The sequence below is a fragment of the Sediminibacterium sp. genome, assembly GCF_051860225.1.
Lineage (GTDB): Bacteria > Bacteroidota > Bacteroidia > Chitinophagales > Chitinophagaceae > Sediminibacterium.
Genome location: NZ_JBHYEI010000001.1, coordinates 1151234 through 1166064 on the forward strand (window position 1 = coordinate 1151234; position 14831 = coordinate 1166064).

The 14831-nt window shown below is 35.7% G+C and carries 16 protein-coding genes; 12 read left to right on the forward strand and 4 right to left on the reverse strand.

What is annotated here, in order from left to right; genetic code table 11:
• Positions 1-83 precede the first annotated feature (83 nt).
• The 11 genes from ACTIEI_RS04955 to ACTIEI_RS05005 all read left to right on the forward strand — a co-directional run bounded on the left by ACTIEI_RS04955 (position 84) and on the right by ACTIEI_RS05005 (position 9938).
• Positions 84-674: a DUF3341 domain-containing protein gene (locus tag ACTIEI_RS04955; RefSeq protein WP_439505176.1), complete on the forward strand. Its 591-nt coding sequence runs from the start codon at positions 84-86 to the stop codon at positions 672-674.
• Between the two features lie 27 nt (positions 675-701).
• Positions 702-1340: a c-type cytochrome gene (locus ACTIEI_RS04960; protein ID WP_439505177.1), complete on the forward strand. Its 639-nt coding sequence runs from the start codon at positions 702-704 to the stop codon at positions 1338-1340.
• 56 nt (positions 1341-1396) lie between these two features.
• Positions 1397-2626 carry a quinol:cytochrome C oxidoreductase gene (locus tag ACTIEI_RS04965; RefSeq protein ID WP_439505178.1) on the forward strand — a complete coding sequence of 410 codons (1230 nt, stop codon included), beginning with the start codon at positions 1397-1399 and terminating at the stop codon, positions 2624-2626.
• A 54-nt stretch (positions 2627-2680) separates the two neighbouring features.
• Positions 2681-3748, forward strand: coding sequence for a cytochrome c oxidase subunit II (locus ACTIEI_RS04970; protein ID WP_439505179.1), 1068 nt, complete (start codon positions 2681-2683; stop codon positions 3746-3748).
• Positions 3749-3803: 55 nt separating this feature from the next.
• Positions 3804-5621 carry a cytochrome c oxidase subunit I gene (locus tag ACTIEI_RS04975; RefSeq protein ID WP_439505180.1) on the forward strand — a complete coding sequence of 606 codons (1818 nt, stop codon included), beginning with the start codon at positions 3804-3806 and terminating at the stop codon, positions 5619-5621.
• Positions 5622-5710: 89 nt separating this feature from the next.
• Positions 5711-6619 carry a heme o synthase gene (gene cyoE, locus ACTIEI_RS04980; protein WP_439505181.1) on the forward strand — a complete coding sequence of 303 codons (909 nt, stop codon included), beginning with the start codon at positions 5711-5713 and terminating at the stop codon, positions 6617-6619.
• 18 nt (positions 6620-6637) lie between these two features.
• Complete coding sequence (locus ACTIEI_RS04985) at positions 6638-7213, forward strand: cytochrome c oxidase subunit 3 (RefSeq protein WP_439505182.1); 576 nt, start codon at positions 6638-6640, stop codon at positions 7211-7213.
• Positions 7214-7288: 75 nt separating this feature from the next.
• Positions 7289-7969 carry a cytochrome c oxidase subunit 3 gene (locus tag ACTIEI_RS04990; RefSeq protein ID WP_439505183.1) on the forward strand — a complete coding sequence of 227 codons (681 nt, stop codon included), beginning with the start codon at positions 7289-7291 and terminating at the stop codon, positions 7967-7969.
• A gap of 28 nt (positions 7970-7997) precedes the next feature.
• The gene (locus tag ACTIEI_RS04995) at positions 7998-8444 is read left to right on the forward strand and encodes a cytochrome C oxidase subunit IV family protein (RefSeq protein WP_439505184.1); all 447 of its coding nucleotides are present in this window, start codon (positions 7998-8000) and stop codon (positions 8442-8444) included.
• 78 nt (positions 8445-8522) lie between these two features.
• Positions 8523-9335, forward strand: coding sequence for an SCO family protein (locus ACTIEI_RS05000; RefSeq protein WP_439505185.1), 813 nt, complete (start codon positions 8523-8525; stop codon positions 9333-9335).
• An 18-nt stretch (positions 9336-9353) separates the two neighbouring features.
• Positions 9354-9938 (forward strand): DUF420 domain-containing protein, encoded by a 585-nt coding sequence (locus ACTIEI_RS05005; protein WP_439505186.1) that lies wholly within the window; start codon positions 9354-9356, stop codon positions 9936-9938.
• Between the two features lie 100 nt (positions 9939-10038).
• Here ACTIEI_RS05005 and ACTIEI_RS05010 read toward each other — a convergent pair whose 3' ends face one another.
• On the reverse strand, positions 10039-10377 hold the full coding sequence (locus ACTIEI_RS05010) for a single-stranded DNA-binding protein (protein ID WP_439505187.1): 339 nt from the start codon (positions 10375-10377) through the stop codon (positions 10039-10041).
• A 365-nt stretch (positions 10378-10742) separates the two neighbouring features.
• Between ACTIEI_RS05010 and ACTIEI_RS05015 the strand changes: the two genes are divergently transcribed.
• Positions 10743-10985, forward strand: coding sequence for a hypothetical protein (locus ACTIEI_RS05015; RefSeq protein WP_439505188.1), 243 nt, complete (start codon positions 10743-10745; stop codon positions 10983-10985).
• Here ACTIEI_RS05015 and ACTIEI_RS05020 read toward each other — a convergent pair.
• The 3 genes from ACTIEI_RS05020 to ACTIEI_RS05030 form a co-directional block, all read right to left on the reverse strand.
• A complete protein-coding gene (locus ACTIEI_RS05020; protein WP_439505189.1) occupies positions 10972-11325 on the reverse strand; it encodes a septal ring lytic transglycosylase RlpA family protein in 354 nt (117 codons plus the stop codon). The genes ACTIEI_RS05015 and ACTIEI_RS05020 overlap by 14 nt on opposite strands.
• 44 nt (positions 11326-11369) lie before the next feature.
• Positions 11370-12455: a glycine cleavage system aminomethyltransferase GcvT gene (gene gcvT / locus ACTIEI_RS05025; protein WP_439505190.1), complete on the reverse strand. Its 1086-nt coding sequence runs from the start codon at positions 12453-12455 to the stop codon at positions 11370-11372.
• Between the two features lie 115 nt (positions 12456-12570).
• Entirely contained in the window at positions 12571-14811 is a 2241-nt protein-coding gene (locus ACTIEI_RS05030) for a PspC domain-containing protein (protein WP_439505191.1), read from the reverse strand.
• Positions 14812-14831 lie beyond the last annotated feature (20 nt).

Here is a 14831-nt window from a genome sequence, read left to right on the forward strand (position 1 = left end):
GTTAACCTGTTTGTGGCTCTTGGTAAATGATTAAAATTATTTACTGCGCTTGCAGCGATGCAATTGCAGACAAAAAATAAAGTATGGCAAAAAAGAAATTTGTAGTAGGCTGTTTTGATGACGAAGCAGTTTTATTTCCAGCAGTAAAAAAAGTACGTACTGCAGGTTACAAAATCCATGATGTTTACACGCCATTTGCTGTTCATGGTTTAGACCATGCAATGGGTTTGCGTGAAACCAGCTTACACACTGCAGGATTTATTTATGGTATTACAGGAACTGCTACTGCATTAAGCTCTATCAGTTGGATTTTTACCAAAGATTGGCCTTTGAACATTGGTGGTAAGCCACACTTTGCACTACCAGCTTGGATTCCTATCATGTTTGAGTTGACTGTATTATTTGCAGCGGTAGGAATGGTACTAACCTTTTGCTACTTATGTCAATTGGCTCCGTTTGTAAAGAAGCATCATTTTCATGCTCGTGCAACCGATGACCTTTTTGTAATGGTTATAGAGTGTACCGATAAAACCAATACCGACGATTTACAAGCATTTTTACAAAGCAATGGTGCTTTAGAAACCAAGGTTGAAGTTGCTGAAGATGGTTGGTGGTTAGGTAGATACGATAAGGATGAAATGCCTTTTGAAGAAAAACAAATTGTTGCCGCTTAATTGTAGAACACTTAGAATTAACGAATCATGAAGAATACATTAATCATAGCTTCTTTAACTGCGGCATTAGCATTAACTGCATGCAGTGATGTTAAGCGTACACCTGGTACTATTTATATGCCAGATATGGCTTATAGCCGTGCTTACGAGTCTTATGCTGACCATAGTAATTTGGCAGAGAAAGGAATTAATTACACAAGTCTTCCTGTTGCAGGTACTATTTCTCGCGAAGAAGACATGCCTTTCCATATCCCAATGGATAAGTCAGGTGATACTACTAATTATACAGCATCTAAGGCTGTTCCTAACCCATACGATTCTTTAAGTAAAACCGATATGGAAGAAGCAGAGCGTTTGTATTTAATTAATTGTGGTATTTGTCATGGAACTGACTTAAAAGGTAATGGACCAATTTATAATGATGGGAAAGGACCTTATCCAGCTCAGCCAAAGAATCTGATTGGAGACCCTGTCGTTTCTGTTATGCCTGCTGGTCAAATGTTCTATTCATTGGCATATGGTAAAAACTTGATGGGTTCATATGCTTCTCAGTTAAGTCGTAAACAACGTTGGCAAGTAATTGCTTACATCAAAGCAAAACAACAGGCAAGTAAAGCAAAAGCAGCTCCTGCTCCGGCAGCAGACGCTACTGCAACAACAAAATAAATTTAGCAAATGGTCCTGCTAATAGGATCAATACTAACTGAACTAAAAGAGTAACAATGGCATCTTTAAGAACACAATTTGAAGTTCCCGGAAAAATGAAAACCTGGTCTTATGCCTTGATTGGCTTGGGCTTGGCTGCATTACTGTATGGAATGTTCACCAAAGGTTTTAGTTCCGATGAGCACGAACAAGTGCATTTCTGGGGAACACTAATGTACAATACTATTTTCTGGACATTAATTTGTAATGCCAGCATGTTCTTTATTTCTGTTACTACTTTGGCGCAAGCTGGGTTTACCCAAACCTTTCGTCGTATTCCAGAAGCAATTTCTACGTTGGTGCCCATTTTTGGTGCCATCACTTTTGCAGTGTTATTGTATATCGTTTTTGGACATAAACACCATATCTACCATTGGTTAGATACGGAAGCAGTTGCTGCCGATCCTATCTTAAAAGGGAAAGCAGGTTTCTTAAATCCTACTTTCTTTGTAATCTGGACTACATTGACCATTGCCTTGTGGAGCTTTTTAGGCTGGAGAATTCGCAAATTAAATGATGAAGCTGATGCTGGTCCAATGGATCGCGAAACCAGTGAGAAATTCATCCACAGAGGTACTGTAAGAACAGCCATGTTCACTGTATGGTTTGGTTTAACCGTAGGATCTACTGTTCCTTGGTTATGGATGATGAGTATTGATGCACACTGGTATTCTACCATGTATAGCTGGTATACTTTTGTAAGCTCATTCGTTGCTGGCATGTCATTGATTGCGCTTTGGGTAATTTACTTAAAGAACAAAGGGTATTTAGAATTAACCAGTCAAGAACACTTACATGATATTGGTAAATTTATGTTTGCCTTCTCTATTTTCTGGACTTATTTATGGTTCTCTCAGTATATGTTGATTTGGTATGCGAACATTCCTGAAGAAACTGTTTACTTTAAACATAGAACACAAGGCGCATATAAAGGAATTTTCTTCTTTAACCTTATTGTAAACTTCTTATGTCCTTTGTTGATTCTGATGAAGCGTTCTGCTAAGAGAAATTACACATTGGTAACATTTATGGCAGTTTTAATCATCTTTGGACATTGGATTGATTTCTATCAAATGGTAATGGGCTCTTTGATGAAGGAACACGTTTCATTGGGCTGGTTAGATTTTGGTATACTAGCGTTTTTTGTAGGAGCAATGATTTTATTTGTAGGTACTGCTCTATCTAAAAAGCCATTGATTGCTAAATATCATCCATACCTTAAAGAAAGTGTAATTCACCAAGTATAGTGAACACGTTTAATTTAATTTTTGTTAGACATTAGATAATATATATACAGCATTATGACAGCTTTATTAATCATCGCGGTATCGTTACTCATTTTTGTAGTGATCTTTCAGATCTCTAAAGCAAGTGAGTATGTGGCAATTTTGAAAGGGGAAGAGCATAGCCGTAAACAGAACAATAAGATTAATGGTTTTTTGATGGTCGTGTTCTTGGTTTTAGGACTAATTGGAGTATGGTACTGCAATGAAGTGTTATACGATAAAACATTGCTACCTCAAGGTTCAGCCAGTGTAGAAGGAGAGCGTGTAGATTCTATGTTATGGTTAACACTAGCTGTAACTGGATTTGTTTTCATTGGAACACAAATTGTTCTTTTTTGGTTTGCGTATAAATACCAAGAAAATGAAAATAGAAAAGTTTACTTCTTTGCACATAGTAACAAGTTAGAAGCTATCTGGACTGTAATCCCAGCCATTGTGTTAACTGTTTTAGTGGTAATTGGTTTGAGAAACTGGTTCTTGTTTACTGGTGAAGCGCCAAAAGAAGCAATGGTAGTTGAAGTTACTGGTAAACAGTTTGGATGGATTTTCCGTTACCCAGGTAAAGACGGCGCATTTGGTAAAAAGTATTATAAGAACATTGATAATGCATCTAACTCTCTTGGTTTAATATGGGATGACCAACTAGGGCATGATGACTTAGTAATGGAACAAACTATGTACTTAGTTAAAGGACGTCCAGTAAAATTAATCATTGGTTCAAGAGATGTTATTCATGATGTGGGTTTGTCTCATTTTAGAATGAAGATGGATGCTGTTCCTGGTATTCCTACAACTATGTGGTTTACTCCTAAATACACAACAAAAGAAATGAAAGAGAAAACAGGAAATCCTGATTTTCAATTTGAAATTAGTTGCGACCAAATGTGTGGAAATAGTCACTATTCTATGAAGGGTGTTATTGAAGTATTAGATCAAGCAGAATATGATGCTAAAATGGCTGGTCAATCACCTTATTACTATTCTGCTTTTCCTGATAAAGATCCAGCAAACGCAAAAAAAGATACGGTAAAATTAGTAGCTAAGCCTGTTGAACTAGCATCAAAAGTTACCGCCAAATTATAGAACAACAAACAACCAAGTTTAAACTAGGTTGTAATAACTAATAAAGAATCAGTGTATGAGTAACGAAGCCGTATTACACGCACCTGCTGGAGCAGGTTTACATCACGAAGCGCATGGTGATCATCATCATGAGCATCACCATGAGACATTTATTTCGAAGTATGTCTTTAGCATGGACCATAAAATGATTGCTAAGCAATTCCTGATTACAGGCATGGTTTGGGCAGTATTGGGTGGTTTAATGAGTGTACTTTTCCGTTTACAGTTAGGTTATCCTGAAGCAAGTTTTCCTTGGTTGGAAGATATTTTAGGTAAATGGGCTGAAGGTGGTAAAATTACCCCAGATGCGTATTATGCTTTGGTTACTACACACGGAACTGTATTGGTATTCTTTGTATTAACCGCAGGATTAAGTGGAACTTTTGCCAACTTCTTAATTCCATTGCAAATTGGAGCAAGAGACATGGCTTCTCCATTTATGAATATGTTGAGCTATTGGTTCTTTTTTGCAGCAAGCATTGTGATGTTATCTTCTATGTTTGTTGAGTTTGGACCATTCAGTGGTGGATGGACGGCTTATCCTCCATTAAGTGCATTGGCTTCAGCATCTCCAGGTTCTGGAACTGGTATGGATTTATGGTTAATAGCAATGGCATTGTTTGTAGTATCTTCTTTATTAGGAGGTTTAAACTATATTGCTACCATTTTGAACATGCGTACAAAGGGAATGAGTATGACTCGTTTGCCTTTAACTATCTGGGCATTGTTCTTCACTGCAGTATTAGGAGTATTATCATTCCCCGTATTATTCTCTGGTTTTATCTTATTGATTTTCGATAGGAATTTTGGAACTAGCTTCTATTTATCAGACATATTTATTAATGGGGTTGGTGCATTACCTAACGAAGGTGGTAGTGCGATTCTTTACCAACACTTGTTCTGGTTCTTAGGACACCCTGAAGTATATATCATTCTTTTACCAGCAATGGGTATGGCTTCTGAAATCCTCTCTGTAAACTCTCGCAAGCCTATCTTCGGTTACATGGCCATGGTTGGATCATTGTTTGCGATTGCCATATTAGCTTTCTTGGTTTGGGCGCACCATATGTTTGTAACAGGGTTGAATCCTTTCCTTGGTTCGGTGTTTGTATTACTTACCTTATTAATTGCGGTACCTTCTGCTATTAAAGTATTCAACTGGTTAACCACATTATGGAGAGGTAATATTCGCTTTACTCCTGGTATGATGTTCTCAATTGGTTTTGTGAGCTTATTTATCTCTGGAGGTTTAACTGGTATTTGGTTAGGTAACTCTGCGTTAGATATTCACTTACACGATACTTATTTTGTAATTGCACACTTCCACATTGTAATGGGTGTTGCTAGTATGTTTGGAATGTTTGCGGGTATTTACCACTGGTTCCCTAAAATGTACGGTCGTTACATGAATAATACCCTTTCTTACCTACACTTTTGGATTACTTTAGCTGGAGCATACATGATTTTCTGGCCAATGCACTACCAAGGTTTAGCAGGTATGCCAAGAAGATATTATGACTATAGTGTATGGGAAAGCTTCAAGCAATTTGCTGAATTAAACAGATTCATTAGCACTGTTGCAATGATTGTATTTGCAGCGCAGTTATTGTTCTTGTTTAACTTCTTCTACTCTGTTTTTAAAGGAAGAAAAGTAACTACACAAAACCCTTATGGTTCAAATACTTTAGAGTGGACTACACCTGTTAATCCTGGTCATGGAAACTGGGTAGGAGAGATTCCTGAAGTACATCGTTGGGCTTATGATTACGGTAAAGATGGTAAAGAATTCATTTCCCAGACTACACCGGTGGGAGCCGATGAAAGTAGTCACTAATAATAATTTGCTGAGTAATTTTTTATTCAGTTGAAATACTTCAATGCTCCCGGATAACGGGAGCATTGTTTTTAAACTATAAGGACGGAATGACAAAATCCAGTGAGCATAAGTTAGAAAGCCAAAGTTTTTCTTTAGCAGCAAAAGTTAAAGACTATATGTTGTTGATAAAGTTTACTTTAAGCTTTACAGTAGTGTTCTCTTGTGTGATTTGTTATTTGCTAGCCCCTAAAGTAGTTGAGTATAATTGGTACATGATATTATTACTGTTTTTGGCTGGAATGCTGATTACAGGTAGCGCCAACGCCATTAATCAAGCAGTTGAGAAAGACACTGATGCGATGATGAAGCGCACTGCTAAAAGACCAGTAGCTAATGGTAGCATGAGTCAAAATGAAGCATATACTTTCGCAATTATTGCAGGCATTGTAGGGGTTGGTATGATGTGGTATTTCTTTAATTTATCTTCTGCCTTAGTATCTGCATTTAGTTTATTCTTGTATGCGTTTATTTATACCCCACTTAAAAAGATTAATTCTATTGCAGTATTGATAGGAGCTTTGCCAGGTGCATTACCTTGTTTAATTGGTTGGGTTGCAGGCAATGATGATTTTTCAATAGGAGGCTGGGTTTTGTTTGGTATGCAATTTTTGTGGCAATTCCCCCATTTTTGGGCAATTGCTTGGGTAGCACATGAAGACTATTCTAAAGCTGGCTTCAAATTACTACCAGCAGATAAAGGACCTACCAAGTTCACCGCTATTCAAACCATCATGTATTCTGTTTTAATGATTCCAATAGGTATGGTTCCCTATTTTATTGGTTTAACGGGAATAACCAGCTTGTGGATTGTATTAGCTTGTAATTTATTTATGGTTTTTCAAAGTGCACGATTGTATAAAGAAATGGATGTGAAAGCAGCTAGGAGAGTGATGTTCAGTAGTTATATTTATTTGCCGATAGTTTTGCTCGCATTACTGGCGGATAAAATTGGTTAACCATTTAAAAAAATTAAAATGAGTACGATAGCAAATGAAGCACCCAAAAGAATTCACCCACATAAATTTACTTTATGGGTGGCAATGGGTAGTATCATTATGATGTTTGCTGGTTTAACTAGCGCCTATATTGTAAAAAAGAATCAAAGCAGCTGGCTAGAATTTGATTTGCCAGTTGTTTTCATGTACTCTACATTAGTAATCATACTAAGTAGCGTAACGATTCATTTAGCTGCAAAAGCGTTTAAAGCAAGAGAAATGAGCCGTTATAGAATGTTAATTACAGTAACAGCTATTTTGGGATTGGTTTTTATGGGATTGCAGATTTTAGGTTTTATGGATTTAGAAGCTAGAAATATAGCTTTAACAGGTGCTAGAAGTAATTCTGCTGCATCCTTTTTACTTGTTATTACCGGATTGCATATGCTTCACGTACTAGGCGGAGTAATTGCATTAATGGTTATGTTTATTAAAGCGTATGTAAGTAGTGTTAAAAATTACAGTAGTTTATCCATTGAATTGGTGGGTACTTACTGGCATTTTGTAGATATACTTTGGATTTATTTATTCATCTTTTACAATTGGATTAGCTAATTACAAAAAAGTTGTGTTTTATGCACCTTTTTTCAACTCTAGCCAATACTTTTGTGTACGAAATTTTACTTTAACATGGCAACAACTGCAACAGCACCTACCACTAAATCATGGAGTGGAGGTAAGAGTCCCTTCAACGTAGAGTACGGCAAAGTAATGATGTGGTATTTTCTCATGAGTGATGCCTTCACTTTTGGAGCATTCTTGATATCATACGGCACCATTCGTTTTTCTACCAATGGATGGCCTGACCCTAACGAAGTATTTAAAAGTTTTCCATTTTCTCCAGAGGGCATGAATGCCCCATTGGTGTTTGTGAGTATTATGACTTTTATTCTGATCATTAGCTCTGTTACAATGGTTTTGGCTGTACAGGCTGGTCATAATATGGATAAAAAAGGGGTAGTTAAAAATCTTATCTGGACTATTATTGGAGGTATCGCCTTCTTGTCTTGCCAGGCATGGGAGTGGAACCACTTACACCATGAAGGTGCTTGGTGGGGTAGTAATCCATTTTTAAACCATGATGGAACGGCTTCTTCAACTAACTTTACCAACTATTTCTTTACTATTACTGGATTCCATGGCTTCCACGTATTTTCTGGTGTAATCATTAATATCATTATGCTAATAATGGCAATGACCAATAAGTTTGAAGAAAGAGGTCATTACTTAATGATTGAAAAAGCTGGATTATACTGGCACTTTGTAGACTTAGTTTGGGTATTTGTATTTACTTGTTTCTATTTGATTTAATTAACTTATTCATAGCTAATATTATTTTATGTCACATACAGCAGAGCATAACGAACATGCAGGTGGAGGAACCAAAGAAGTAATCCGTATCACGGTCATTCTTACAGTACTAACCATTATTGAATTATTAATTGGTTTTTGGATGATTGATATTCCATTAACTAGCGAAGGCCTTAGGTTGGCTTTGAAAGGAACCATAGTTATCTTGATGATGGCAAAAGCCTTTTATATCGTGGCTTATTTCATGCACTTAAAACATGAAATGAAGAACCTTATCATGACAATCGTAGTACCTTTGGCTTTATTTATTTGGTTTATTATTGCCTTTTTATACGATGGTAACTCCTTTAAAAACTTGCGTAATACATATGATCCTTACTTTAAAGAGCAAAGCACCATTAAAGTAGAGAAAAAAGCGCATGGCGCAGCTGATAAACATGAAACTTCTAAGGATGGTAAAAAAGCTAGCCACTAGTTTTATTTATTAGTCAGAATATATTTTATTCATTAATGAACCATCGCTGCATTGCGATGGTTTTTTATTAATACAGTTATGAAAAAGAAATCTATACTTGGTTTACTGGTAGCATTAGGTGTTCCAATTTCTTGTTATCTCTGGTTAAAAAATGCTAGTGAGACTGCAGTGGTTATGCCTAGGCATTATTTATTAGATACAGTAATAACCAAAGTAGAAAAGGGGAAGTCTGTAACTGATACTATATGGCATACAACCAAAAATATAAAACTTAGAAATCAGCTAGGTGACAGTGTAAGTTTATATGATCCACAAGGTAAAATTATTGTAGCGGATTTCTTTTTTACCAGTTGTAGGAGTATTTGCCCAAGGCTTACTATAAATATGTCAACATTACAGCAATCTTTTAAGAAAGGCGGTAATGTTCGCAACAAGATTGATACTTCCATAGTTCATTTCATGTCTTTTACCGTGGATCCTGAAAATGATTCTGTTTCTGTATTAAAAAAATACGCTGATCGGTTTGATGTGATACATGATAATTGGTGGTTTTTAACAGGAAATAAAAAAGATATTTATCAATTTGCATTTGAAGAGTTAAAAGTAGATCAGTTTAGTGAGGAGCCGGTGAGTCCAGACTTTGTTCATACTAGTAGATTTGTTTTAATAGATAGAGCTCATAAAGTAAGAGGGTATTACAATGGTTTAGATAGCTCAGAAATGAAAAAATTGGCAAGGGATATTGGACTATTAATGTTAGAAAAGGACGGCACAAAAAAGAGCGGAATATTCAGAAAAATTTTGGATCTGAGTTGGCTTTGGTTAATTATTGTATCTGCAATTATATTTTTTGTTGTTTATATGCAGGGAAGAAGAAAAATCAATGGATAAAAAATAAAAAGATAGAACATGCTTAAACCTAGTATTGCAAAGAATGACCGTATGGCCAATTGGTTAATTGGCATATTTTCTTTGGTGGTATTTTTTGTTGTAGTTGTACTTAGTAAGTTTAAACTAGACTTAGAGCTAGGATTCGATGTACATATTTTTGCAACCATCAATGCGTTTGTAAATGCTACTATTGCCGTGGTATTAGTAGCAGCTTTGATTGCTGTTAAAAAGAAAAACTATGAATTGCATAAGAAATTCATGATGACGGCTTTAGTGCTATCAATCCTTTTTTTATTATCGTATATAGCACATCATTTATTAGCTGGGGAAGCAAAATTTGGGGATACCAATCATGACGGTATCGTAGACGATGCAGAGAAAATTGCGGTTGGTAGTTTGCGGATAGTATATTTAATTATCTTGATTACGCATATCATTTTAGCAGCAGTTATTTTACCTTTTATTTTGTTTACTGCGTATCGTGGATTAACAAGTGAGTTTCCAGCACATAAGAAATTGGCAAGAATAACCTGGCCTTTGTGGTTTTATGTAGCGGTAACTGGTCCAGTTGTTTACTTTATGATTAGTCCTTACTACAACTAATCAGCTTAAATACCCTTATTACCAGTAGTGCAGTTTCGGATGGGGATCTTTGCTGCATCTACTGATATAATAAGGTATTGCTGAATTGGGGGGATTGTAATCAAGCTTTTTTAGTTAATATAAGCAGTTCGTTTGCTTGTACTTCGGTTGCATACCTTTTTACTCCTTGCTTATCGGTGTAATTGCGATTGATCAGTTTGCCTTCAATCACAACCTCGGTACCTTTTACCAAGTATTTTTCGGCAATATCTGCCAGCTTACCCCATGCTACTACATTGTGCCACTGGGTTTCAGTTACTTTTTCACCTTTGGCATTTTTGTAATTTTCATTTGTTGCTACACTTAAGTGAGCTACTTTTTTGTCTTCGCCAATTGATTTAATTTCTGGATCTTGTCCTAGATTTCCAATTAATTGGACTTTGTTTTTAACTGCGTTCATAACGGTTCAGTTTAAAATTTGGTAAATAAAGCAGTGCGTACTGCCGTTAACTCAACAAATATGATTCGTCCATTTGGTTAACACCCTATTTTAAACATCTACTAGCGTTTATAAACGTTTGCAAACGTTTGTATACCATTCTGAACCGTTAAAATGCGGGTCTGATATAGTATTTCTACATCTACTACAATTAGAATTGTTTTTTATTTTCAAACACTAAGAATCAATTATTTTTTATGCAAGAGAGTTATAAACAATGTTTGCATTGTACTAAAAAAATTGCAGGGAGAACCGACAAGAAATTTTGTAATAATCATTGTAGAAGTAGTTACCATAATCTTTTGTACGGCGATAGAACTAATTATATGAGAAGAGTCAATGGCTTGTTGATGCGAAACAGGAAAATACTCTCTGATTTATTTGAAGTGAATAGAACAGGAGCAATCATCCCTTTAAGTGAATTATACCTCAAGGGATTTAGTATGGCTTATTTTACGCATCAACAAAAAAGATCAAAAAGTAAACTATTGACTTATTGTTATGAGTATGGGTATCATTTTATTGGAGAAGACACAATTAAAATTGTTCTGCAATTTAATAGCGAATAGTTACTTTGGTTACACCTGTATTTACTAAATCAATTTTTTTTGCTGCTTTTTTACTTAAATCGATGATTCTACCTTGAATAAAAGGCCCTCTATCATTAATACGAACTTTAACTGATTGGCCGTTACTTAGATTGGTTACTTTTACTTTGGTGCCAAATGGCAAGGTTTTATGTGCAGCAGTTAGTTTACGTTGTCTAAATATTTCGCCATTACTGGTTTTTCTTCCATCGTATTTGTCTGCATAATAAGAGGCTACCCCACTTTCACTACCTTTTCTAAAGCAACTAGTGAATCCAGCAGAAATAATCAATAGCACTAAAAAAACAAAAGGCTTTCTCATTCTATTAGAACGAAAAAGCCTAAGAATTATTGGATTAAATACAATTAAGCAAAGGGCGCTTTAACCACTTTTGCTTTTACTAAAGTATTTCTTATATCAATATAAATTTCAGAATCAATAGCTGTATGTGATACTGCAACATAGCCTAACCCAATAGCTTTGTTTAATGAAGGAGCTTGTGTGCCACTTGTTACTTTTCCAATAGTATTGCCTGTAGCATCTTTTATTAAGTAATCGTGGCGAGGTATACCTCTTTCTAACATTTCAAATCCTACTAATTTACGTTGTACGCCCTCAGCTTTTAGTTTTTCAATAATAGCCTTAGCAGTAAAATCTTTTGTAAACTTAGTAATCCAACCTAGCCCTCCTTCTAATGGAGAAGTGGTATCATCGATATCATTGCCATATAAGCAATAGCCCATTTCTAGTCTTAAAGTATCTCTTGCACCTAATCCAATAGGTTTTAATCCTTGTGGACCTCCAGTTTCAAAAATAGCATCCCAAATTTTATCTGCTGCACCATTGCTGTCTTCAAAATAAATTTCTACACCACCTGATCCGGTATATCCAGTGGCACTAATCAATACATTCTCTACCCCCGCAAATGTCCCTTTTACAAAAGTGTAGTATTTCAAATTCATGATATCCAACTCTGTCAAGGGTTGTAATATTTTTGTTGCATTTGGACCTTGTATGGCCAATAAACAGGTTTTATCACTAATATTATGCATTTCTACTTGTTGGGTATTGAATTGGCTAATCCAATTCCAATCCTTCTCAATATTAGAAGCATTCACCACTAACATATAGGTTTTATTAGGTTCTATACAGTAAACAATTAAATCGTCTACAATACCACCTGTAGCGTTGGGTAAGCAGCTATATTGAGCCTGACCTGCAACTAATTTTGATGCATCATTGGTAGTTACCCTTTGAATTAAGTCTAGTGCATGGTCGCCCTTTAAAATGAATTCTCCCATATGACTTACATCAAAAACACCTGCATTTTTTCTAACAGCAGCATGTTCATCATTAATTCCAGTATAACTGATGGGCATATTGTATCCAGCAAATTCAGCCATTTTGGCTCCTAAGGCAATATGTTTTTGTGTAAAAGGTGTGTTTTTCATTGAGCAATAAATTAGGCTGCAAAAATAAGTGAATCAATACGAAACAACCTTAAAAAGCAAGAACCCCATCTCAATTTAGAGACGAGGTTCTTTTTCCAACCTGTGCCAACCTTCTTTATGATTGTAAATTCAGTAAGGAAAATCTTCCTAGTTCTGTACCTAACTCAATCATATCAAGTGATTCGGTCATTTTTGTTTTACCCACTGGAGTTGAAATAGTAGGGTCAACATTTGAAACTTTTTGATAACGGTAACGAGTAGTATCAATTGGTTTTTCTAACTCTTTCTTTAAATCTTCTGCTTCTTTTTGCTTACGCTCATATTCTTTACGTAGATCTTCTCTACTTTTTTTGTATTCTTCTATGGCACTTTTCTCAGAGTCGCTGTCATTTTCTTCATCATCATTTAATTCTCCAGCTTTCTTTACTCTTTCTAATCCACCAGGAGTCATAATGTATTCCTGATTAGACATCCAACTTTCGTATCCTTCATTATTCCATTCGTCGTCCCAATCGTAGTCGTTGCGGCCAGAATTAAAGCTGATATGATTAAGTCTTCTCGAAACATTATCATCAATTTCTATTTTCTTTCCTACTGGAACAAAAATGGTTACTGTAACACCTTGATTTCTAAACTTAGTCCCTTTGTTTAATTTAAAACCACGGTCTAAATAAAGTACACTATCGGCTTGTGTAGCACCATAATTGATTTGATTGATATTTCTCAAAGCAGCAGCTTCATCAGATCCATTACTGAATTTTACATAACTAATACGGTAAAGTGAATCTGTGCTTTTGGCTATGCGAACCCTTACATTATTTAATACCAAACTGTCGTCGTCTATTCTTAATAAGCCGTCCATTCTAAACCATTTACTTCTCACTACTCTAAAGTTAGACTCTGCTACTTTTATAGTTAGCTTGTTACTAGTAGGTTGAACAATTTTAATATCGCCTTTATCTTTAGCACCTGCATCAAAGTTTTGTGCAATAGATGCTATCAAGAGAACTACACTAATCCACCCCAGTGTCCATAATCCCCCAAAAGTGAATCCTAAATATTTACTACCTGCAGTTGCTCCAATAATTCTACGAACTAACCAAGTAAGTAAACCTATTGCTGGAACAAATAAGAATAATATCAATGTAGTCCATGAAAGGAAATTCTGCCAGAAACCTTCTAAAAAGAAATCCTTTAGTGGAAACACACTTACACTACCTGCAATCATTCCTAATAAAGCCACTAGAATGGTGAATGCCAATATTCCTGCTAAGAATAAGAAAAATGCTTTGAATAAGATTCCAATTGCATTGGCTAATTTATTACCGCTTTTTTTAGAAACATTACTTGCCTCTGAAGCAAATTGTTTGCTTTTTTCGTTCACCGTACTGCTAAATTCTGAAGAAAATTCTTTCGCTTTTTCTGAGAATTCACCTCCCCATTTTTCTGCACGAGCTTTAAAACCTTCTAAATCTTCTTGAATGGTATTTTTTATGGTATTTAAGTCTACTTTTTCCCCCCGCATTTCTAATTTCTCTGAAGCACTTTTTGCTTCAGGAATTACCGCCCATAATACAGCATAGATTACAAACAAAGTACCACCGAATGAGCCGAATATAAATCCAGGGAATGGATTAAATTCAAACCAGAATAAAGAACTAACAAAGGAAGAAAAAATACCTACTACCAATGGTAAGGCAAAAATCAATCGGGGGATCCAAACCGCTATGTCAAAGTAGGTAGCGATACCGCTGGCAACACCCGCAATCACTTTTTCTTCTGGGTTTCTGTATAATCTTCTATTGCTGGTTACATGATCCAATGGCTTGGATGGCAAGATAATCCATAACAATAAATACAATAAGAAACCTGATCCCCCACCAAAAAACAAGACTAAAAAGAGTAATCGAACAACGGTAGGGTCAATTCTAAAGTAAGCTGCAATCCCACTACAAACACCGCCTAACATTTTTTCGTTGGTGTCTCTATAAAGTCTGCCTCTTGAAGCACCTGGTTCAGTGTATTGGTTAAAATTAGACTGCTGTTGTTGTTGTTGTTGGTTGCCACCTAATTGCGATTGCATATTAGTTTCTTCACCTTCAAAATCTTCAGGTCTACCCATACTATTAATGATATTGTTTACATCTTCATCAGTAATACAAGTGCTCCCTTTTTTAAGGCTTTCACCAAAAAGTTCTGCAATACGACCTTCAATGTCGTTGATGATTTCATCTCTTCCTTCTTCATTAGCAAAGAAGCGGCGTAAGCTTTCAACGTATACTTTCAGTACGTCATAAGCCGATTCCTCAATAGGAATTACTCTGCCTTGGAAGTTTATATTAATTACCTTTTTCATGGTATGTTTATTTAGCTTGG